19 protein-coding genes and 1 other RNA gene are annotated in these 21418 nt (G+C 59.7%); 18 read left to right on the top strand and 2 right to left on the bottom strand.

The window, feature by feature from the left end:
* On the bottom strand, positions 1-1092 hold a 1092-nt coding region (locus tag GHO03_RS18315; protein ID WP_178110332.1), incomplete at its 3' end, for a penicillin-binding protein activator.
* 235 nt (positions 1093-1327) lie between these two features.
* On the opposite strand from GHO03_RS18315, the gene rsmI reads away from it, so the two are divergent.
* The 18 genes from rsmI (at position 1328) to lpxC (ending at position 20860) form a co-directional block, all read left to right on the top strand.
* Positions 1328-2182 carry a 16S rRNA (cytidine(1402)-2'-O)-methyltransferase gene (gene rsmI, locus GHO03_RS18310; RefSeq protein WP_153400293.1) on the top strand — a complete coding sequence of 285 codons (855 nt, stop codon included), beginning with the start codon at positions 1328-1330 and terminating at the stop codon, positions 2180-2182.
* Between the two features lie 140 nt (positions 2183-2322).
* Positions 2323-2676, top strand: an RNA gene (rnpB, locus tag GHO03_RS18305) — RNase P RNA component class A.
* A gap of 357 nt (positions 2677-3033) precedes the next feature.
* Positions 3034-3489: a division/cell wall cluster transcriptional repressor MraZ gene (gene mraZ / locus GHO03_RS18300; RefSeq protein WP_095001541.1), complete on the top strand. Its 456-nt coding sequence runs from the start codon at positions 3034-3036 to the stop codon at positions 3487-3489.
* On the top strand, positions 3486-4433 hold the full coding sequence (gene rsmH, locus GHO03_RS18295) for a 16S rRNA (cytosine(1402)-N(4))-methyltransferase RsmH (protein ID WP_165446504.1): 948 nt from the start codon (positions 3486-3488) through the stop codon (positions 4431-4433). Before mraZ ends, rsmH begins: the two co-directional genes overlap by 4 nt.
* Entirely contained in the window at positions 4430-4723 is a 294-nt protein-coding gene (ftsL, locus tag GHO03_RS18290) for a cell division protein FtsL (RefSeq protein ID WP_019823808.1), read from the top strand. Before rsmH ends, ftsL begins: the two co-directional genes overlap by 4 nt.
* Positions 4720-6468, top strand: coding sequence for a penicillin-binding protein 2 (locus GHO03_RS18285; protein ID WP_095018295.1), 1749 nt, complete (start codon positions 4720-4722; stop codon positions 6466-6468). The genes ftsL and GHO03_RS18285 overlap by 4 nt, the downstream gene beginning before the upstream one ends.
* Positions 6468-7931, top strand: a complete 1464-nt coding sequence (locus GHO03_RS18280; protein WP_153400292.1) for a UDP-N-acetylmuramoyl-L-alanyl-D-glutamate--2,6-diaminopimelate ligase — start codon at positions 6468-6470, stop codon at positions 7929-7931. The genes GHO03_RS18285 and GHO03_RS18280 overlap by 1 nt, the downstream gene beginning before the upstream one ends.
* Entirely contained in the window at positions 7924-9291 is a 1368-nt protein-coding gene (murF, locus tag GHO03_RS18275) for a UDP-N-acetylmuramoyl-tripeptide--D-alanyl-D-alanine ligase (protein ID WP_153379422.1), read from the top strand. The genes GHO03_RS18280 and murF overlap by 8 nt, the downstream gene beginning before the upstream one ends.
* A complete protein-coding gene (gene mraY, locus GHO03_RS18270) occupies positions 9291-10373 on the top strand; it encodes a phospho-N-acetylmuramoyl-pentapeptide-transferase (protein WP_095001537.1) in 1083 nt (360 codons plus the stop codon). Before murF ends, mraY begins: the two co-directional genes overlap by 1 nt.
* 5 nt (positions 10374-10378) lie before the next feature.
* Complete coding sequence (murD, locus tag GHO03_RS18265; protein ID WP_095001536.1) at positions 10379-11725, top strand: UDP-N-acetylmuramoyl-L-alanine--D-glutamate ligase; 1347 nt, start codon at positions 10379-10381, stop codon at positions 11723-11725.
* A complete protein-coding gene (gene ftsW / locus GHO03_RS18260) occupies positions 11722-12936 on the top strand; it encodes a putative lipid II flippase FtsW (RefSeq protein ID WP_095001535.1) in 1215 nt (404 codons plus the stop codon). Before murD ends, ftsW begins: the two co-directional genes overlap by 4 nt.
* Entirely contained in the window at positions 12926-13996 is a 1071-nt protein-coding gene (murG, locus tag GHO03_RS18255; RefSeq protein WP_095026394.1) for an undecaprenyldiphospho-muramoylpentapeptide beta-N-acetylglucosaminyltransferase, read from the top strand. Before ftsW ends, murG begins: the two co-directional genes overlap by 11 nt.
* Positions 13989-15449 carry a UDP-N-acetylmuramate--L-alanine ligase gene (gene murC / locus GHO03_RS18250; protein WP_095001533.1) on the top strand — a complete coding sequence of 487 codons (1461 nt, stop codon included), beginning with the start codon at positions 13989-13991 and terminating at the stop codon, positions 15447-15449. Before murG ends, murC begins: the two co-directional genes overlap by 8 nt.
* Positions 15446-16402, top strand: coding sequence for a D-alanine--D-alanine ligase (locus tag GHO03_RS18245; protein ID WP_088379010.1), 957 nt, complete (start codon positions 15446-15448; stop codon positions 16400-16402). Before murC ends, GHO03_RS18245 begins: the two co-directional genes overlap by 4 nt.
* 4 nt (positions 16403-16406) lie before the next feature.
* Positions 16407-17273, top strand: a complete 867-nt coding sequence (locus tag GHO03_RS18240; RefSeq protein WP_095001532.1) for a cell division protein FtsQ/DivIB — start codon at positions 16407-16409, stop codon at positions 17271-17273.
* A gap of 15 nt (positions 17274-17288) precedes the next feature.
* The gene (gene ftsA, locus GHO03_RS18235; protein ID WP_016779533.1) at positions 17289-18548 is read left to right on the top strand and encodes a cell division protein FtsA; all 1260 of its coding nucleotides are present in this window, start codon (positions 17289-17291) and stop codon (positions 18546-18548) included.
* A 73-nt stretch (positions 18549-18621) separates the two neighbouring features.
* Positions 18622-19836, top strand: coding sequence for a cell division protein FtsZ (gene ftsZ / locus GHO03_RS18230; protein WP_095001531.1), 1215 nt, complete (start codon positions 18622-18624; stop codon positions 19834-19836).
* A 112-nt stretch (positions 19837-19948) separates the two neighbouring features.
* On the top strand, positions 19949-20860 hold the full coding sequence (lpxC, locus tag GHO03_RS18225; RefSeq protein ID WP_019823785.1) for a UDP-3-O-acyl-N-acetylglucosamine deacetylase: 912 nt from the start codon (positions 19949-19951) through the stop codon (positions 20858-20860).
* 50 nt (positions 20861-20910) lie between these two features.
* On the opposite strand, the gene GHO03_RS18220 is transcribed toward lpxC, so the two are convergent.
* A partial coding sequence (locus tag GHO03_RS18220; RefSeq protein WP_153400291.1) for a GGDEF domain-containing protein occupies positions 20911-21418 on the bottom strand: 508 nt, incomplete at its 5' end.

Raw genomic sequence — 21418 nt, 5'->3', positions numbered from 1 at the left:
GGCTTCGTCTTCAGCCGCCAGACCGAACTGAAACAGTTGCGCCGGGCCTTGGGTGCCCTCGCTGTAGTTCAGGGCCAGGGTGGTAATCGGCAGTTGCGGGCGGCTGTTCAGTTGCTTGACCAGGTTTTTTTCCAGTGGGCCAACCACCAGTTGCACGCCGTCGGCTTGTGCCTGGCGGTAGAACTCGTCCAGCGAGGTCAGGCGCGAGCTGTCATAGAACTGAATGCTCGGCGGGTTCTGGCCGGCTTGCTGGGCCTGATAATGTGCAGCCATAAAGCCATCACGCAGTGCTTTGCTCACCGAGGCCAGTTGGCCGTCCTGTGGCAGCAGCAGGGCGATCTTGGTCAGGGGCTGGCTGGCCAGCTCCTTGAGCTTGACCAGTGGGGTCGGCAGCTGGATAGCGGCCGGGTGGGCCGGGTTCTGTGCGCGCCATTGATCAATCGCGTTCTGTTGGTCTTGCAGGGTGCCGGCGCTTTTCACCGCCAGGGCCAGGGACATCCAGCCGCTCAGTACATCATTGCCCTGGGCGTGCAGTTGCTCGGCCGGCAAGCTGGCCACCAGTGCCCAGATAGCGTCGTTGTTGCTGTTGGCGGCATCGCCGGTCAGGTTCGGGCTCAGCGCTGCGCGCTCACGGGCGGCGGCCAGGGCCTGGCCGTCAGCCTCCAGGGCGCGGGCATGCACGGTACGGGTGCGCACTTGCAGGTCGACGGGCAGCTCGCCCAGGATCGATGTGCTTGGATGATTCAGGGCGGCGACTGCGGCCTTGGGATCATTGCGGTTCATCGCCAGTTCGGCTGCCAGGGTGTTGGCAAAAACCTGTTGTGCGGGCTTGAGCTGGTCCAGCGGGACCATGGCCAGGATCTGCGCGGCGCGGGCGTTGTTTTGCTGGCGCAGGGCAAGGTCGGCTGCCGACAGGCGCAACAGGGCGGCCTTTTCCGGATTGGTGCTCTCGGTGGCCTGCTGGAGCAATTGCTCAAGGCTGGCATCCGGGGTCCGTGGAAGTTCGCCAAGGCTGGACGAGGGCGAGCTGGCGCAAGCCGCCAGCAGGGCAGCAAGGCAGAGGGCAGTGAACAGCCGCAGGCAAGCGATCATGTAGTGTTCCTGATACTCGATCAAATGAGTTGGGAAGTGTACCCAAGCACTGGCCGGGGCGCGATGTTAGAGGCAATAAAGCCTGAATTTAGATGCGTTATGTACGTTGTGGCATTAAAAGTTTACCCGGTTGGCGTTTTGCGGCCTGCAGGGTGGGTGCGTTCATGAGGGCTCTACGCGCTACAATGGCGCCTTTAACTCTTATGAGGTGTGCGTTTTGACTGCTCCAGGTGATATGAATTCCGTTCTTGGCTCACTTTATGTGGTGGCCACGCCCATCGGTAACCTGGACGACATCAGTGCGCGTGCGCTCAAGGTATTGCGTGATGTATCGCTGATTGCGGCCGAAGACACGCGCCACTCCCTGCGCTTGATGCAGCATTTTGGTATCTCCACGCCGCTGGGTGCCTGTCACGAGCATAACGAGCGTGATGAAGGCAGTCGGTTTATCCAGCGTTTGCTGGCGGGTGAAGATGTGGCATTGATCTCGGATGCCGGTACCCCGCTGATCTCCGACCCCGGCTATCACCTCGTGCGTCAGGCGCGCGCTGCCGGGATCAAGGTCGTGCCCGTGCCGGGAGCCTGCGCCTTGATCGCCGCCTTGTCGGCTGCGGGGCTGTCTTCTGATCGCTTTATCTTTGAGGGGTTCCTGCCGGCCAAGGCGGTTGGGCGTCGTTCGCGGCTGCAATTACTTAAGGAAGAGCCGCGCACACTGATTTTTTACGAGGCCCCGCACCGTATTCTTGAGTGCCTGCAAGATCTTGAATTGGTATTCGGGCCCGAGCGCCCGGCATTGCTGGCGCGTGAGCTGACTAAAACATTCGAGACGCTCAAAGGTTTGCCCCTGTCCGAGCTGCGCGCTTTTGTTGAAAGCGACAGTAACCAGCAGCGCGGCGAGTGTGTGGTTCTGGTTGCCGGCTGGACTGCGCCAGAAACGGAAGACGCGGTCAGCAGTGAGGCAATGCGTATTCTCGACTTGCTGCTTAAAGAAATGCCGCTCAAGCGTGCTGCTGCACTTGCAGCTGAAATAACCGGTGAGCGCAAAAACGTGTTGTACCAAGTTGCACTTGAAAAGCAGAAAAGTGAGTAATAATTGATATCGGGTGATGGCACTTTGATATTTCTTTGTGTTCTAGCCCGTGGCTAAAGGCCGCAAGTCAGGCAAATCAACCTGCCTTGCGGCTTTTAACGCTTGTTCTATACGCTCTGTACAGTTAATCTTCGCGCCGGAGAGTCGATTGGACAGTCGCTGCCCTCTATGAAAATTAGGGGGGGGAGGAAAGTCCGGGCTCCATAGGGCGAAGTGCCAGGTAATGCCTGGGAGGCGTGAGCCTACGGAAAGTGCCACAGAAAATAACCGCCTAAGCGCTTCGGCGCCGGTAAGGGTGAAAAGGTGCGGTAAGAGCGCACCGCACGACTGGCAACAGTTCGTGGCTAGGTAAACCCCACTTGGAGCAAGACCAAATAGGGTCCCAAGGCGTGGCCCGCGCTGGGACCGGGTAGGTTGCTAAAGATGTCCAGTGATGGCCATCGTAGACGAATGACTGTTCACGACAGAACCCGGCTTACAGATCGACTCTCCACCTTTTTTTCTTCTGTCTGCGCTGCAGGCAGATTGCTATATTCGCAATTGCCTTATCCCCCCTGCAATTCATCGCAAGATTATTTCCCGACGTAATGCCGAAAAGTTCTTACTCTTAACAAACTACTTTAAGTTTGAAGTCCAGAGCTTTGAATTTGCGGCACGTCGCGGGTCAAAAAATCTCTCCGCTTACTGCTCCACGTCTATTTCCCCTCCTAAATCTCCGTTATGTAAGGGTTTTCCTGTAGGCCGCTCCTTGACGGTGGTGTGGGCGCATTCCTATAGTGTGCATAAGTGGTGAAAAGTGGCGTGAAGTGGGTTTTTTAGACGTAAAACGCTAATATTTGGAGATGCGGCCAGTGTTTCGCGGAGCCAACGCAATCAGTCTCGATGCCAAGGGCCGTCTCGCAATGCCGAGCCGGTACCGTGACGAGTTGAATTTGCGCAGTTCCGGGCAACTGATCGTGACCATTGATGCCGTTGATCCCTGCTTGTGTGTGTACCCCCTCGATGAGTGGGAGTTGATTGAAACCAAGCTTCGGGCGTTGCCTTCGCTGCGTGAAGAAAACCGCCGCTTGCAACGTCTGTTGATTGGTAACGCCGTCGACCTTGAGCTCGATGGCAGTGGTCGTTTTCTGGTACCGCCCCGCTTGCGTGAATATGCCCGACTGGACAAGCGCGCAATGCTGGTGGGCCAGCTGAACAAGTTTCAACTGTGGGACGAGGATGCTTGGGAGGCGGTTTCTGCCGCTGACCTTGCAGCCATTCAACAACCGGGCGCGATGCCTGACGAACTGCGTGATTTAATTCTGTGACTATAGATAGCGGCTTCAACCACATCACCGTACTGCTCGACGAAGCCGTAGAGGCTCTCGCCGTACGCCCTGATGGATGCTATCTGGATGGCACCTTCGGTCGCGGCGGACATAGCCGCCTGATACTCCAGAAGCTGGGCCCTGAGGGGCGTCTGCTCGGGTTCGATAAAGATCCACAAGCGATTGCCACCGGGCAAGCGCTGGCGGCCGAAGACGGCCGCTTTGTCATTGTGCAGCGCAGTTTTGCGGAAATGGGATCCGAAATTGCCGAGCGCGGTCTGGCTGGCAAGGTCGACGGCGTGTTGCTTGATCTGGGTGTCTCTTCGCCACAGCTTGACGACCCGGAGCGCGGCTTCAGCTTTATGAATGACGGCCCGCTGGACATGCGTATGGACCCTGATCGCGGTATCAGCGCGGCCGAGTTCGTCAACACTGCCTCCCAGGAGGAAATCGCCCGCGTATTCAAGGAATACGGCGAAGAGCGGTTTTCCGGTCGCATGGCCCGTGCGGTTGTCGAGCGTCGCGATATCAAGCCGTTCGAGCGTACAGGCGACCTGGCCGAAGTGCTGAAAGTGGCCAACCCGGCCTGGGAGAAGGGCAAGCACCCGGCAACCCGTACTTTCCAGGGCCTGCGCATTCATGTGAACAACGAACTGGGTGACCTTGAGGCTGGCCTTGAAGCTGCCCTTGAGTCCCTGGCAATCGGCGGCCGCCTGGTCGTTATCAGCTTCCACTCGCTGGAAGACCGCATCGTCAAACTGTTTATGCGCAAACTGGTCAAGGGCGAGCCCGACAACCTGCCGCGCGGCTTGCCCGTGCAGCACGTTGCCTTCGAACCGAAGATCAAGATTCATGGCAAGGCACAGACCGCGTCCGATGCCGAACTCAAAGCCAATCCGCGCTCGCGCAGCGCTGTCATGCGCGTCGCGGAGAAGCTTCGTTGAACAAGCTCTTCGCCAAACCACTTCCCGGCGGAAGTTTTTTCATGCTGCTGTTGTTTATTGGCGTGCTGGTTTCGGCTGTGGGCGTTTCGTATAGCGCCCACTGGAACCGCCAGTTGCTCAACACCCTGTACGGGGAGCTGAGCGTACGGGACAAGGCGCAGGCCGAATGGGGCCGCCTGATTCTCGAGCAGAGCACCTGGACTGCCCATAGCCGCATCGAAACCCTGGCCAGCGAACAACTGAAGATGCGCATTCCTGGCGCAGCAGAAGTTCGAATGGTGGCGCCATGATCAAACTCGAAGGCGCGCTCTATCCGTGGCGTTTTCGTGTGGTGCTGGCATTGCTGGCACTGCTGGTAGGTGCAATCGCGTGCCAGATCGTTTATCTGCAAGTTATCGACCATGACTTCCTCAAGGGCCAGGGAGATGCTCGCAGCTTGCGGCATATCCCTATCCCTGCACACCGTGGCCTGATTACCGACCGCAATGGCGAGCCTTTGGCCGTGAGCACGCCGGTGACCACCCTGTGGGCCAATGCCAAGGAAATGCAGGTTGCCAAAGACCGTTGGCCAGCCCTGGCACACGCGCTTGGGCAAGACCCCAAGGTGCTGACCGCACGCCTGGAACAGCAAGCCAACAAAGAATTTATCTATCTGGTGCGGGGCCTGACTCCCGAGCAGGGCCAGGTGGTGCTCGACCTCAAGGTGCCGGGTGTTTATGGCATTGAAGAGTTCCGTCGTTTCTACCCTGCGGGTGAGGTGACGGCGCATATGGTCGGCTTTACCGATATCGACGATAAAGGACGCGAAGGCGTCGAACTGGCCTATGACGAATGGCTGGCCGGGGTGCCGGGCAAGCGGCAAGTGATCAAGGACCGGCGCGGGCGTCTGATCAAAGACGTGCAAGTGACCAAAAACGCCAAGGCCGGCAAGACCTTGGCGTTGTCGATTGACCTGCGCCTGCAATACCTGGCCAACCGCGAACTGCGCAATGCGCTGGTCGAGAACGGCGCCAAGGCTGGCAGCCTGGTGATCATGGATGTGAAGACCGGCGAGATTCTGGCCATGGTCAACCAACCCACCTACAACCCGAATAACCGGCGCAACCTGCAACCGGCGATGATGCGTAACCGCGCCATGATCGACGTGTTCGAGCCGGGCTCGACGGTCAAACCGATCTCCATGAGTGCCGCCCTGGAAACCGGGCGCTGGAAACCCACCGACAAGGTTGAGGTGTACCCGGGCACCTTGCAGCTGGGCAAATACACCATTCGTGACGTATCGCGCACTGAAGGTCCGGTCCTCGACCTGACCGGCATCCTGATCAACTCCAGTAACGTGGGGATGAGCAAGGTGGCCTTCGATATCGGCGGTGAAGCGATCTTCCGCCAGATGGCCAAGATGGGCCTGGGCCAGGACACCGGTCTGGGCTTCCCGGGCGAGCGTGTGGGCAACCTGCCCAACTACCGTGAATGGCGCAAGGCGGAAACCGCGACCCTGTCTTACGGCTACGGCGTGTCCGTGACCGCGATCCAGCTGGTGCATGCCTTCTCGGCCCTGGCCAACAACGGCAAGCTCGCTCCGCTGACCCTGCTCAAGACAGACAAGGACAAACCTGTTCAGGCCGCTCAGGTCATGCCGGAGCAAGTCGCCAAGACGCTGCAGGGCATGCTCCAGGAAGTAATCGAAAACCCGCGTGGTGTATGGCGTGCCAAGGTTCCGGCGTATCACGTCGGCGGCAAGTCGGGTACGGCGCGTAAAACCACGGGTGGTGGGGTAAAAGGCTACGCAGTGAACTCCTACCGTTCCCTGTTTGCCGGCTTTGGTCCCATGAGCGACCCGCGGTACGCGATCGTCGTGGTGATCGATGAGCCGAGCAAGGCGGGCTACTTCGGTGGTCTGGTTTCGGCACCGGTATTCAGCAAAGTCATGTCCGGCACGCTGCGTCTGATGAACGTGATCCCGGATAACCTGCCAACGGCAGCGGAGCAACAAGCAGCGGCAGCCGCTGCAGCAGCCAAAGGAGGGCGTGGCTAATGTCCCTGAGCCTGAACAAGATTTTTCCTCACGCCGGTCACGATCTGCTGATCCGTGAACTGACCCTCGACAGCCGCAATGTACGCGCAGGTGATCTGTTCCTTGCGGTGCCTGGCGGCAAGCTCGATGGTCGTGAACATATCGCTGACGCCCTTAAGCGCGGCGCTGCTGCCGTGGCCTATGAAGTGGACGGCGCTGATGTGCTGCCTATCTCTGCCGTGCCGCTGATTCCGGTCAAGGGCCTTGCGGCCCAGCTGTCGGATATCGCCGGGCGTTTTTATGGTGAGCCCAGCCGGCATCTGAATCTGGTAGGTGTCACTGGCACCAACGGCAAAACCAGCGTCACTCAGCTGGTGGCCCAGGCGCTTGACCTGCTGGGTCAGCACTGCGGCATCGTCGGCACCTTGGGCACCGGTTTTTATGGCGCGCTGCAAAGTGGCCGTCACACCACGCCAGACCCGATTGCCGTACAGGCCATGCTGGCCGACCTGAAAAAGGCCGGGGCCAAAGCGGTAGCGATGGAGGTTTCTTCCCATGGCCTGGATCAGGGGCGCGTCAGTGCGTTGGCATTTGACGTCGCTGTGCTGACCAATCTGTCCCGCGACCATCTGGATTACCACGGCACGATGGAGGCTTACGCCGCCGCCAAGGCCAAGTTGTTTGCCTGGCCGGACCTGCGCTGCCGGGTGCTGAACCTGGACGATGAATTTGGCCGCCAACTGGCCGCTGAAAAGCATGAGTCGCGCCTGATCAGCTATAGCCTTGAGGACACAGGGGCCACCTTGTACTGCCGTGATGCCATTTTTGATGATGACGGTGTGCGGGCCACCGTGGTGACGGCGCAAGGCGAGCATCTGTTGCGCAGCTCGCTGCTGGGGCGTTTCAACCTGAGTAACGTATTGGCTGCCGTTGGCGCCTTGCTCGGGCTGGACTACCCGCTGGACGAAATTCTCAAAGTGCTGCCCAAGCTGGAAGGCCCGGTCGGTCGCATGCAGCGTTTGGGTGGCGGCAACAAGCCGCTGGTGGTGGTCGACTACGCCCACACCCCGGATGCACTGGAAAAAGTACTGCTAGCCCTGCGCCCGCATGTCAAGGGCCAACTGCTGTGCCTGTTCGGCTGCGGCGGCGACCGTGACCGCGGCAAGCGCCCGTTGATGGCGCAGGTGGTTGAGCGTTTGGCTGATGGTGTTCTGGTCACTGACGACAATCCGCGCACCGAAGCTGCAGGGCAGATCTTCGATGATATCCGTGGCGGTTTCGCTGCGCCGCAGAACGTCACCTTTGTCGCCGGTCGCGGCGATGCCATTGCCCGGATTATTGCCAATGCACAGGCAGAAGACGTGATCGTGCTGGCGGGTAAAGGTCATGAGGACTATCAGGAAATCAACGGCGAACGCCATGACTTCTCTGATCTGGTCGAAGCCGAAAAAGCCTTGAACACTTGGGAGGCTGCCCATGCTTAAGCCTCTGTTGCTCAGTGAAGTGGCTGCTGCCCTGCAGGGGCGAGTGGTTGAAGTCGACTGCCGTTTCAGTGGGGTCAGCATCGACAGCCGGGCGATCAGCAAGGGTCAGCTGTTTATTGCGCTGACCGGCCCGCGTTTCGATGGCCACGACTACCTCAATGAAGTGGCTGCCAAGGGCGCCGTTGCCGCGCTGGTTGAGCGCGAAGTGCCGGAGTCGGCGCTGCCACAACTGGTGGTCAAGGACACCCGCGAAGCTTTGGGTCGCCTGGGTGCGCTCAACCGTGCCGGCTACGACAAACCGGTGGCGGCGATTACCGGCTCAAGCGGCAAGACCACGGTCAAAGAAATGCTCGCCTGCATTCTGCGCACCCGTGGCCCGGTGCTGGCAACCAAAGGCAACCTGAACAACGATCTGGGCGTGCCGTTGACGCTGCTGGAACTGACAGCTGAGCACACGGCTGCGGTTATTGAGCTGGGCGCTTCGCGCCTCGGCGAAATTGCCTACACCGTGGCCATGACCCAGCCCCATGTCGCCGTGCTCAACAATGCCGGTACTGCCCACGTGGGCGAGTTCGGTGGCCCGGATAAAATCGTCGAAGCCAAGGGCGAAATCATCGAAGGGCTGAAGGCTGACGGAATCGCTGTCCTGAATCTGGATGACAAGGCATTCGCCATCTGGAATAACCGGGCAGCGGGGCGCAAGGTGCTGAGTTTTGCCTTGAACAACCCTCAAGCCGATTTTTATGCCAGCGATCTGAGCCGTGACGCTCGCGGTTGCCCGGGCTTCACCTTGCACAGCCCGCTGGGTAGCGAGCAGGTCCAACTTAACCTGTTGGGCACCCACAACGTGGCCAACGCACTGGCCGCTGCGGCAGCTGCTCACGCCCTCGGCGTGTCGCTGTTTGGTATCAAAACCGGCCTTGAAGCCGTGTTGCCGGTAAAAGGTCGCGCTGTCGCGCAATTGACCGCCGCGGGCCTGCGAATTATTGATGACACTTACAACGCAAACCCCACCTCAATGTGCGCTGCCGTTGATATACTCGCCGCCTTTTCCGGCCGCACCGTCCTGGTGCTCGGAGATATTGGCGAACTGGGTGAGTGGGCGGAGCAAGGACATCGTGAAGTAGGCGCTTATGCCGCCGACAAAGTTTCAGCGCTCTATGCGGTGGGACCCATGATGGCTCATGCCGTCACTGCTTTTGGACACCAGGCTCGTCACTTCGCCAATCAGGCTGACCTGATCAAGGCGCTTCGCGCTGAGCACGAAACAAACACCACTATTTTGATCAAGGGCTCGCGCAGCGCTGCGATGGAAAACGTCGTTGCGGCTTTGTGCGGTTCCAGCGGGGAGAAACATTAATGCTGCTGCTGCTAGCGGAGTATCTGCAACAGTTCCATAAAGGCTTCGCGGTCTTCCAGTACCTGTCCCTGCGCGGGATCCTCGGGGTGCTGACCGCGTTGACCTTGTCGCTGTGCCTGGGGCCGTGGATGATCCGCACCCTGCAAAACCGTCAGATCGGCCAGTCGGTACGTAATGACGGCCCACAATCGCACCTGTCCAAATCGGGCACTCCGACCATGGGCGGCGCGTTGATCCTGTCGGCCATCGCCATCAGCACCCTGTTGTGGGCTGACCTGAGCAACCGTTATGTGTGGGTCGTGCTGATCGTGACCCTGTTGTTCGGCGCCATCGGCTGGGTGGATGACTACCGCAAGGTAATCGAAAAAAACTCCCGTGGCTTGCCAAGCCGCTGGAAGTATTTCTGGCAGTCGGTGTTCGGTCTGGGCGCGGCGATCTTCTTGTACGTGACGGCGCCAAGCGCGGTGGAAACCACGCTGATCCTGCCCATCCTCAAGGACGCCAGCATTCCGCTGGGCATCGGCTTTGTTGTTCTCACCTACTTTGTGATCGTGGGTTCGAGCAATGCGGTCAACCTGACTGACGGCCTCGATGGCCTGGCGATCATGCCCACCGTGATGGTCGGCGGTGCGCTGGGTATCTTCTGCTACCTGTCGGGCAACGTGAAATTTGCCGACTACCTGCTGATCCCTTATGTACCGGGCGCGGGTGAGTTGATTGTGTTCTGCGGCGCATTGATTGGCGCCGGTCTCGGGTTCCTGTGGTTCAACACCTACCCGGCACAAGTCTTTATGGGTGATGTCGGCGCACTGGCGCTGGGCGCAGCCCTGGGCACTATCGCCGTGATCGTGCGCCAGGAAATCGTGTTGTTCATCATGGGCGGTGTGTTCGTGATGGAAACCCTGTCCGTGGTGATCCAGGTAGCGTCCTTCAAGTTGACCGGCAAGCGGGTGTTCCGCATGGCGCCGATTCATCACCACTTTGAACTCAAAGGCTGGCCTGAGCCACGTGTGATCGTCCGCTTCTGGATCATTACCGTGATTCTCGTACTGGTCGGCCTTGCCACACTGAAGCTGAGGTAGAACCTGTGTCTCTGATCGCTTCTGACCACTTCCGCATCGTTGTCGGCCTCGGCAAGAGCGGCATGTCCCTGGTGCGCTTCCTGGCGCAACGGGGCGTGTCGTTTGCCGTGGCAGATACGCGGGAAAACCCGCCGGAGCTTGCCACGCTGCGCCGTGACTACCCGCAAGTGGAAGTGCGTTGTGGCGAGCTGGATGTCGAATTCCTGTGCCGCGCCGACGAGCTTTACGTGAGCCCCGGCCTGGCCCTGGCGACTCCGGCGCTGCAAGCTGCTGCTGCCCGCGGCGTGAAACTGTCGGGCGACATCGACCTGTTCGCGCGTAACGCGAAAGCGCCTATCGTGGCAATCAGTGGTTCCAACGCCAAAAGCACCGTGACCACCCTGGTCGGTGAAATGGCTGCGGCAGCCGGCAAGCGCGTTGCGGTGGGTGGCAACCTTGGCACGCCGGCACTGGACCTGCTCAGCGATGATATCGAGCTGTACGTGATGGAGCTGTCGAGCTTCCAGCTGGAGACCACCAACCAGCTGGGTGCTGAAGTGGCCACAGTGCTCAATGTCAGCGAAGACCATATGGACCGCTACAGCGGCCTGCCTGCGTACCACCTGGCCAAGCACCGGATCTTCCGTGGCGCCCGGCAGGTGGTGGTCAATCGTCAGGATGCCCTGACCCGCCCGCTGATGAGCGAAGGTCAGCCGTGCTGGACTTTCGGCCTCAGCGCGCCGGACTTCAAGGCCTTCGGCCTGCGTGAAGAAAATGGCGAAAAATACCTCGCTTTCGAATTCCAGAACCTCATGCCCGTGCGCGAGCTGAAAGTGCGTGGCGCACATAATCAGGCCAATGCCCTGGCTGCCCTGGCGCTGGGTCACGCGGTTGGTCTGCCGTTCGACGCCATGCTCGCCAGCCTGCGCAATTTCACCGGTCTTGAGCATCGCTGTCAGTGGGTGCGCGAGCTGGATGGCGTGAGCTACTACAACGACTCCAAGGCCACCAACGTCGGCGCGGCACTGGCTGCTATCGAAGGGCTGGGGATGGACATGGATGGCAAGCTGATCCTTATCGCCGGCGGCGACGGCAAGGGCGCGGATTTCAGCGGCTTGCGTGATTCGGTTGCCAAGCACTGCCGCGCGGCAGTGTTGATAGGTCGTGATGCGGGGCTGATAGCCGACGCCCTTGGCGATGCCGTGCCGCAAGTGCGTGCCGGTTCGCTGGACGAAGCCATCGCACTGAGCCGCTCACTGGCGCAATCGGGTGATGCAGTCTTGCTGTCGCCAGCCTGCGCCAGTTTCGACATGTTCAAAAACTACGAAGAGCGCGGCCAGTTGTTCGCTCGCGCCGTGGAGGTGCTGGCATGATGTTCGGCATCCTCAAGCCTTATCCTTCACCGCTGATTACGGGCCGTGGCATCGACCTCGACTTCCCGTTGCTCGCCGGTTGCCTGGCCTTGCTCGGTCTGGGGCTGGTGATGATCACTTCGGCTTCGTCCGAAGTGGCGGCGTTGCAGTCGGGCAACACCCTGTACCACATGATCCGCCACCTGTTTTACATCGTGCTCGGCCTGGGCGCATGCATCATGACCATGATGGTGCCGATCGCGACCTGGCAACGCATGGGCTTCATGTTGCTGATCGGTGCATTCGGTTTGCTGGTGGCCGTACTGATCCCGGGCATTGGCCGTGAGGTAAACGGCTCGATGCGCTGGATCGGTTTCAGCTTCTTCAACGTGCAGCCTTCGGAGATCGCCAAGGTCTTTGTGGTGATCTACCTGGCGGGCTACCTGGTGCGTCAGCAGAAGGAAGTGCGGGATAGCTGGATGGGCTTTTTCAAGCCATTTATCGTGCTGCTGCCAATGGCCGGCCTGCTGCTGATGGAGCCCGACTTCGGAGCCACGGTTGTGATGATGGGCGCCGCTGCTGCCATGCTGTTTCTCGGTGGTGTCGGCCTGTTCCGTTTCGCTCTGATGGTGGCGCTGGCTGTCGGCGCGGTGTTCGTGCTGGTACAGGCACAGCCTTACCGTATGGCGCGTTTGATTACCTTTACCGACCCGTGGTCCGACCAGTTCGGCTCCGGCTACCAGTTGACCCAGGCCCTGATCGCCTTCGGTCGCGGCGAGTGGTTTGGCGTGGGCCTGGGCAACAGTGTGCAGAAGCAGTTCTACCTGCCTGAAGCACATACCGACTTCGTGTTTTCGGTACTGGCAGAAGAGCTGGGTGTTGTCGGCTCGCTGCTGACCGTGGCCCTGTTCGTATTCGTGTGTGTGCGCGGCATGTACATCGGCATGTGGGCCGAGCGCGCCAAACAGTATTTCTCGGCTTATATGGCCTATGGCCTGTCGTTCCTGTGGATCGGCCAGTTCCTGATCAATATCGGGGTAAACGTCGGCTTGTTGCCAACCAAGGGCCTGACCCTGCCGTTCCTCAGTTATGGCGGCAGCTCGCTGGTGATTTGCTGCGTGTGCATGGGGCTGTTGCTGCGCATCGAGTGGGAGAGTCGAACCCACCTGGGCAGTGAAGAGACCGATTTCAAAGAAAGCGACTTTGCAGAGGAGCCGACCCATGGGCGCTAACGTGCTGATCATGGCGGGCGGCACCGGTGGCCACGTGTTCCCGGCGCTGGCTTGCGCCCGCGAATTCGAAGCCCGCGGCTACACCGTGCACTGGCTCGGTACGCCCCGTGGCATCGAGAATGAACTGGTCGAGCCTGCCGGTTTCAAACTGCACCTGATTAACGTGGCGGGCCTGCGTGGCAAGAGCAAGCTGTCGTTGCTCAAGGCCCCTTTTGTACTGCTCAAGGCGCTGTTTCAGGCGCGCAGGATCATTCGTCAACTCAAGCCGGTGTGTGTGCTGGGTTTTGGCGGTTACGTGACCGGGCCTGGCGGCCTGGCGGCGAAAACCTGCGGTGTACCGGTGATCATTCACGAGCAGAACGCGGTAGCCGGTACGGCCAACCGCCTGCTGGTGCCGATGACCAGCCGGGTGTGCGAAGCCTTTCCCGGCACCTTTGCAGCCTCGCAGACGCTGCGTAGCACCGGTAATCCGGTACGCCCCGAGCTGTTTACCCTGGCGCCTCGGGCTGCGCTCGAAGGGCGCAAGGCGCGCTTGCTGGTACTGGGCGGCAGCCTCGGCGCCGAGCCGTTGAACAAGTTGTTGCCTGAAGCGCTGGCCAAGGTCCCGGCTGACGTTCGCCCTGAAGTGTTTCACCAGGCCGGCAAGCAGCATGACCGGATTACCGCCGAGCGCTATGTCGCGGTCGGCGTCGAGGCTGACGTACAGCCTTTTATCAAGGATATGGCCCATGCCTATGGCTGGGCCGACCTGGTGGTTTGTCGCGCAGGCGCGCTGACCGTCAGTGAACTGGCTGCGGCCGGTCTGCCTTCGCTGCTGGTGCCATTGCCCCACGCGATCGATGACCATCAGAGCCGTAACGCCGACTTTTTGGCACGCGAGGGCGCAGCCTTCCTGATGCCGCAAGCGACAACTGGCGCAGCCGAACTGGCTGCACGCCTGACAGAGGTTTTGATGCAACCGGAACGACTCAACAGCATGGCGGCCAATGCCCGCCGCCTGGCCAAACCCGATGCGACCCGCAACGTTGTAGATATCTGCCTGGAGGTGGCCAATGGTTGAGAATCAAAAAGCTATGCCACAACCGGAAATGCGCCGTATCCGTCGCATCCACTTCGTCGGTATCGGCGGTGTGGGAATGTGCGGTATCGCCGAAGTGTTGCTGAACCTGGGCTATGAAGTGTCGGGCTCGGACCTGAACGCTTCGCCTGTGACCGAGCGGCTCGAGTCCTTCGGCGCACACATTTATATCGGCCACCGCGCCGAGAACGCTGCCAACGCCGATGTGCTGGTGGTATCGAGTGCCGTGAATACCTCCAACCCCGAGGTTGCGAGCGCACTTGAGCGCCGCATTCCGGTGGTGCCTCGTGCCGAGATGCTGGCCGAGCTGATGCGCTATCGCCACGGTATCGCTGTTGCCGGTACCCACGGCAAAACCACTACCACCAGCTTGCTGGCCTCGGTGTTCGCGGCCGGTGGCCTGGACCCGACGTTCGTGATCGGTGGCCGCCTGAATGCAGCCGGTACCAATGCACAACTGGGTACCAGCCGTTACCTGATTGCCGAAGCTGATGAAAGCGATGCCAGCTTCCTGCATCTGCAGCCGTTGGTGGCGGTGGTCACCAATATTGACGCCGACCATATGGCGACCTACGAAGGCGACTTCAACAAGCTGAAGAAGACCTTCGTCGAGTTCCTGCACAACCTGCCGTTCTACGGCTTGGCCGTGCTGTGCCTGGACGATCCGGTGGTGCGTGAAATCCTGCCGCTGGTCAAGCGTCCGACCGTGACCTACGGCTTCAGCGAAAACGCTGATGTACGCGCGATCAATGTGCGCCAGCAGGGCATGCAAACCTTCTTCACCGTGTTGCGCCCTGACCGCGAGCCGCTGGATGTGTCGGTGAACATGCCGGGCAACCACAACGTGCTCAATGCCCTTGCCACCATCTGCATAGCCTCTGATGAAGGCATCAGCGATGAAGCCATCGTTCAGGGCCTGTCGGGCTTTGAAGGGGTGGGGCGACGCTTCCAGGTTTATGGCGAGCTGCCAGTTGATGGCGGCAGCGTGATGCTGGTCGATGACTACGGTCACCACCCGACCGAAGTCGCCGCGGTGATCAAGGCCGTACGTGGTGGCTGGCCGGAACGTCGCCTGGTGATGGTGTACCAGCCGCACCGTTTCAGCCGCACCCGTGACCTGTACGACGATTTCGTCCAGGTACTGGCCGATGCCAACGTATTGCTGTTGATGGAAGTCTACCCGGCTGGCGAAGAGCCGATTCCCGGGGCTGACAGCCGCCAGCTGTGCCACAGCATCCGTCAGCGCGGCCAGCTGGACCCGATCTACATCGAGCGCGGCGTCGAGCTGGCGCCGATCGTCAAGCCGCTGCTGCGCGCTGGCGACATTCTGTTGTGCCAAGGGGCGGGCGATATCGGCCGTCTGGCACCGCAACTTATCAAGAGCCCGCTGTTCGCCGGCGCTGTTGCCGCTACCAGTGAAGGAAAGTTGAAATGACTGCTGCCTATGCCAATCTGTTCTCGACCATTGCCCCAGCCGATTTCGGCCGTGTGGCCGTGTTGTTCGGCGGCAAAAGCGCTGAGCGTGAAGTCTCGTTGAAGTCGGGCAATGCCGTGCTGGGCGCGCTGCAAAGCGCCGGTGTGGATGCCTTCGGTATTGATGTGGGCGATGACTTCATCACCCGTATCACCAGCGAAAAAATCGACCGCGCGTTCATCATCCTTCATGGTCGTGGCGGTGAAGACGGCAGCATGCAAGGCCTACTGGAGTGCCTGGGCATTCCTTACACCGGCAGCGGCATCCTCGCGTCGGCCCTGGCCATGGACAAGCTGCGCACCAAACAGGTGTGGCACAGCCTGGGTATTCCAACGCCACGTCACGCAGTATTGAGCAGCGAAGCCGATTGTATTTCTGCGGCCAAGGAACTGAGCTTCCCTTTGATCGTCAAACCGGCTCATGAAGGTTCAAGTATCGGTATGGCCAAAGTGAGTAACGTGGACGAGTTGATCGTCGCGTGGGCCGATGCCAGCAAGTACGACTCGCAAGTGTTGGTTGAGCAGTGGATCACAGGTCCCGAGTTCACCATCGCCACCCTGCGTGACCAGGTGTTGCCACCGATTGCCCTGGGTACGCCCCACAGCTTTTACGACTACGACGCCAAGTACGTGGCCAACGATACCCAGTATCGGATCCCGTGCGGCCTCGACAGTGCCAAGGAACAGGAGCTCATGGACCTCACGGCGAAAGCCTGCGAGGCGATCGGCATTGCCGGTTGGGGCCGTCTGGACGTGATGCAGGACACTGCAGGCCAGTTCTGGCTGCTGGAAGTCAACACCGCGCCGGGCATGACCGATCACAGCCTGGTGCCGATGGCGGCCAAGGCGGCGGGTCTGGATTTCCAACAGCTGGTGCTGTCGATTCTGGCGGCAAGTTTAGAGGCGCGGGGTTAAGTCCATGCAAGGTGCATCGCTTCGTCATCAACCACCCGCTCCCGGCCGCAAGCCGGTGCCGCGTGGCGCCAGCCGGATGGTGGCGAAAGAGCCGATGTCGGTGCGTTTGCCAAAAGCCAATTTCGGCTTTTTGAAAGCGTTGTTCTGGCCGGTGCTGCTGGTGGCGTTGGGTTATGGCACCTATGAAGGTGCGCAGCGCCTGATGCCCTATGCCGACCGCCCGATCACCAATATCAACGTGCAGGGCGATTTGACCTATATCAGCCAGCAAGCCGTGCAGCAGCGCATTGCCCCTTATGTGGCAGCGAGCTTCTTCACCGTAGACCTGGAAGGCATGCGCACCGAGCTCGAGCAGATGCCCTGGATCGCCCACGCCGAAGTCCGTCGCGTGTGGCCCGATCAGGTGGTGATTCGCCTTGAAGAGCAACTGCCGGTTGCGCGTTGGGGGGATGAGGCACTGTTGAACAACCAGGGCCAGGCGTTCACCCCGCGTGAGCTGGCCAATTACGAACATTTGCCGCAGCTGTTTGGTCCACAACGGGCTCAGCAGCAGGTGATGCAGCAGTATCAGGTGTTGAGCCAGATGCTGCGTCCGATGGGCTTTTCCATAGCCCGGCTGGAGTTGCGTGAGCGCGGTAGCTGGTTCCTGACCACTGGAGCCGGTAGTGCAGGGCCCGGGATCGAGCTGTTGTTGGGGCGCGATCATCTGGTAGAAAAAATGCGTCGCTTCATAGCCATCTATGAAAAAACGCTGAAAGAACAGATTACAAACATAGCGCGCATCGATTTGCGTTATGCCAACGGATTGGCCGTCGGCTGGCGGGAACCTGTGGCACCCACGATAGCCCAACCCGCTGTCGCGAAGAATTAAGAAGAGGCAGGACCCATGGCAAATGTGCAAAGCGGCAAAATGATCGTCGGCCTCGATATCGGCACCTCCAAGGTGGTTGCGCTGGTAGGCGAGGTCGGTGAAGACGGCACGATCGAAATCGTCGGTATTGGCACGCACCCGTCCCGTGGCCTGAAGAAAGGCGTGGTGGTGAACATCGAGTCCACCGTGCAATCGATCCAGCGCGCCATCGAAGAAGCGCAGCTGATGGCCGGTTGCCGGATTCACTCGGCATTTGTCGGCGTGGCCGGCAATCACATCCGCAGCCTGAATTCCCACGGCATCGTGGCGATTCGTGATCGTGAAGTCAGCACCGCCGACCTTGAGCGCGTCCTCGACGCCGCCCAGGCTGTCGCGATCCCGGCTGACCAGCGTGTGCTGCACACCCTGGCGCAGGACTATGTGATCGATAACCAGGAAGGCGTACGTGAGCCACTGGGCATGTCGGGCGTACGTCTTGAAGCCAAGGTTCACGTCGTGACCTGCGCCGTGAATGCCGCGCAAAACATCGAGAAGTGTGTACGCCGCTGTGGCCTTGAGGTGGACGACATCATCCTTGAGCAGTTGGCATCGGCTTACTCGGTACTGACCGATGATGAAAAGGAACTGGGCGTTTGCCTGGTTGATATCGGCGGCGGCACCACCGACATCGCGATCTTCACCGAAGGCGCGATTCGCCATACGGCAGTGATACCGATTGCCGGTGACCAGGTGACCAACGACATCGCCATGGCGTTGCGTACACCAACGCAATATGCCGAAGAAATCAAGATTCGTTACGCCTGTGCACTGGCCAAACTGGCCGGTGCCGGCGAAACCATCAAGGTGCCAAGCGTGGGCGATCGCCCACCCCGTGAACTGTCCCGTCAGGCCCTGGCCGAAGTGGTCGAGCCGCGTTACGACGAGCTGTTCACCCTGATTCAGGCCGAGCTGCGTCGCAGCGGTTACGAAGACCTGATTCCGGCGGGCATCGTGTTGACCGGTGGTACTTCAAAGATGGAAGGCGCGGTCGAACTGGCCGAAGAGATCTTCCACATGCCGGTCCGTCTGGGTGTGCCGCACAGTTTCAAGGGCCTCACCGACGTTGTGCGCAATCCGATTTATTCCACCGCTGTGGGCTTGTTGTTGTACGGGCTGCAAAAGCAGTCAGACGGTATTTCGATATCGGGTATCAGCAACCGCGACAACTACAGCAGTGACGAACAAAAAGCCCCTGTGCTTGAGCGCCTCAAGCGCTGGGTACAGGGCAACTTTTAAAGCTTGAGCTGTAAACAGATTCAAAGCGGTAGAAGTAGGCGAAAAAAACTAGAGAAATGAAAGGAGAGGGACCATGTTCGAACTCGTAGACAACATCCCGCAAAGCCCGGTAATCAAAGTTATCGGTGTTGGTGGTGGCGGTGGCAATGCTGTTAACCACATGGTTAAGAGCAACATCGAAGGCGTGGAATTCATCTGCGCCAACACAGACGCACAAGCGCTCAAAAGCATTGGTGCGCGTACCATCCTGCAACTGGGCACTGGCGTGACCAAGGGGCTGGGTGCCGGCGCGAACCCTGAGGTCGGTCGTCAGGCTGCCCTGGAAGACCGCGAGCGTATCGCTGAAGTGTTGCAGGGCACCAACATGGTGTTCATCACCACGGGCATGGGCGGTGGTACCGGTACCGGTGCTGCGCCGATCATTGCCGAAGTGGCCAAGGAAATGGGCATCCTCACCGTTGCGGTGGTGACCCGTCCGTTCCCGTTCGAAGGTCGCAAGCGCATGCAGATCGCCGACGAAGGTATTCGTCTGCTGTCCGAAAGCGTCGATTCGTTGATTACGATTCCGAACGAAAAACTGCTCACCATCCTGGGTAAAGACGCAAGCCTGCTGTCTGCGTTCGCCAAGGCCGATGACGTACTGGCCGGTGCCGTTCGCGGTATCTCCGACATCATCAAGCGTCCGGGCATGATCAACGTCGACTTTGCCGACGTACGCACCGTGATGAGCGAAATGGGCATGGCGATGATGGGCACTGGCTGCGCCAGCGGTCCGAACCGTGCACGTGAGGCCACCGAAGCGGCCATTCGCAACCCGTTGCTCGAAGACGTGAACCTGGAAGGCGCTCGCGGCATCCTGGTAAACATCACCGCCGGCCCTGACCTGTCCCTGGGTGAGTACTCCGACGTGGGCAGCATCATCGAAGCCTTCGCTTCGGAACACGCAATGGTCAAGGTCGGTACTGTTATCGATCCGGACATGCGTGACGAGCTGCATGTCACCGTGGTTGCTACCGGTCTGGGTGCAAAAATCGAGAAGCCGGTCAAGGTTGTCGACAACACCCTGCAGGCTTCGTACGCAGCTTCGGCAGCACACAGCGCCCCTGTTCGTCAGGAAACCCGTACCGAGCGTCAGGAACAACCGGTGGTCAACTACCGTGATCTGGATCGCCCGACCGTGATGCGCAACCAGGCCCAGCAAGGCGCGACGACTGCTGCCAAGCTCAATCCGCAAGATGATCTGGATTACCTGGACATCCCGGCTTTCCTGCGTCGCCAGGCTGATTAATGAAATCAATCAGGGGTATTAAGGTGATTGGTGTTCAGCAAAGGCTCGGTCTGCTATTATCGCCAGCCTTTGTTGATACCAGTTCGCAATTTGCGCTGAAGCGGCCAATGCCATGATTAAACAACGCACCCTGAAAAATATTATCCGTGCCACAGGTGTCGGCCTGCACTCCGGTGAGAAGGTCTACCTGACCCTCAAGCCTGCGCCTGTGGACACCGGCATCGTGTTTTGTCGTGCAGACCTTGACCCTGTTGTGCAGATCCCTGCGCGCGCGGAAAACGTCGGCGAGACGACGATGTCGACCACGCTGGTCAACGGCGATGTAAAAGTAGACACGGTAGAGCACCTGCTCTCGGCCATGGCTGGCCTGGGGATCGATAACGCCTACGTCGAACTCTCCGCGTCTGAAGTCCCGATTATGGACGGTAGCGCCGGACCTTTCGTGTTCTTGATTCAATCTGCCGGCCTGGAAGAACAGGACGCGCCGAAGAAGTTCATCCGCATCCTGCGTGAAGTGACAGTGGAAGATGGCGACAAGCGCGCCACTTTCGTCCCTTTCGAAGGCTTCAAGGTGAGCTTCGAGATCGATTTCGATCACCCGGTTTTCCGTAACCGCACCCAAAGTGCAACCGTGGATTTTTCCAGCACTTCGTTTGTAAAAGAAGTCAGCCGCGCGCGTACCTTTGGTTTCATGAGTGATATCGAGTACCTGCGCAAGCACAACCTCGCACTCGGCGGTAGCGTGGAAAACGCCATCGTGGTCGACGCGGATGGTGTACTGAACGAAGACGGCCTTCGCTATGAAGACGAATTCGTGAAGCACAAGATCCTCGATGCAATTGGCGACCTTTACCTGTTGGGCAATAGCCTGATCGGTGAATTCAAGGGCTTCAAGTCTGGCCATGCACTGAACAACCAGCTGATTCGCAAGCTGCTTGAACAGACCGATGCGTGGGAAGTCGTGACCTTTGAAGATGCCAGCACTGCACCGATTTCGTATATGCGTCCGGTTGCGGCAGTTTAAGTAAAACTTCTTTCTCTAGTTTTTGAAGGCCACCCTCGGGTGGCCTTTTTTTATGTTTCGTTTTTAGGTTTCAGCGCATTCAGGCCGGTTTCATTGATATCCATCACCCGATTGCGCCCGCGTTTTTTGGCCTGATAAAGCGCTTTGTCGGCAGTGCTGAGCAGTTCTTCCCGGTCGTCGCCGGGTTTGGCGTAGCGGGTGCAGGCGCCCAGGCTCACAGTGAGTTTTTTGGTGGTGGGGTCGACCGGCTCCATTTGCTCAACCGCGGCGCGAATTTTTTCTGCCAGCAGGCGCGTGCCTGCCGCGTCGGTTTCGGTCAGCACCACCGCGAACTCTTCACCGCCGTAGCGGGCCACCAGGTCGGCGGGGCGTCGCACATTGGCCTTGATGACCCGGGCGACCTGGCGCAGGGCCTCATCCCCTGCCTGATGACCATAAGCATCGTTGAAGGGCTTGAAGTGGTCGATATCAATCATGATCAGTGACAGCGGCGCGCCTGTACGTTGTGCGCGGCGCCATTCCAGATCCAGGGTCTTGTCCAGCATGCGCCGGTTGGCC

The organism is Pseudomonas sp. FSL R10-1339 (assembly GCF_009600545.1).
Classification (GTDB): domain Bacteria; phylum Pseudomonadota; class Gammaproteobacteria; order Pseudomonadales; family Pseudomonadaceae; genus Aquipseudomonas; species Aquipseudomonas bubulae.
This window is presented reverse-complemented; position numbering and strand designations above follow the sequence as displayed.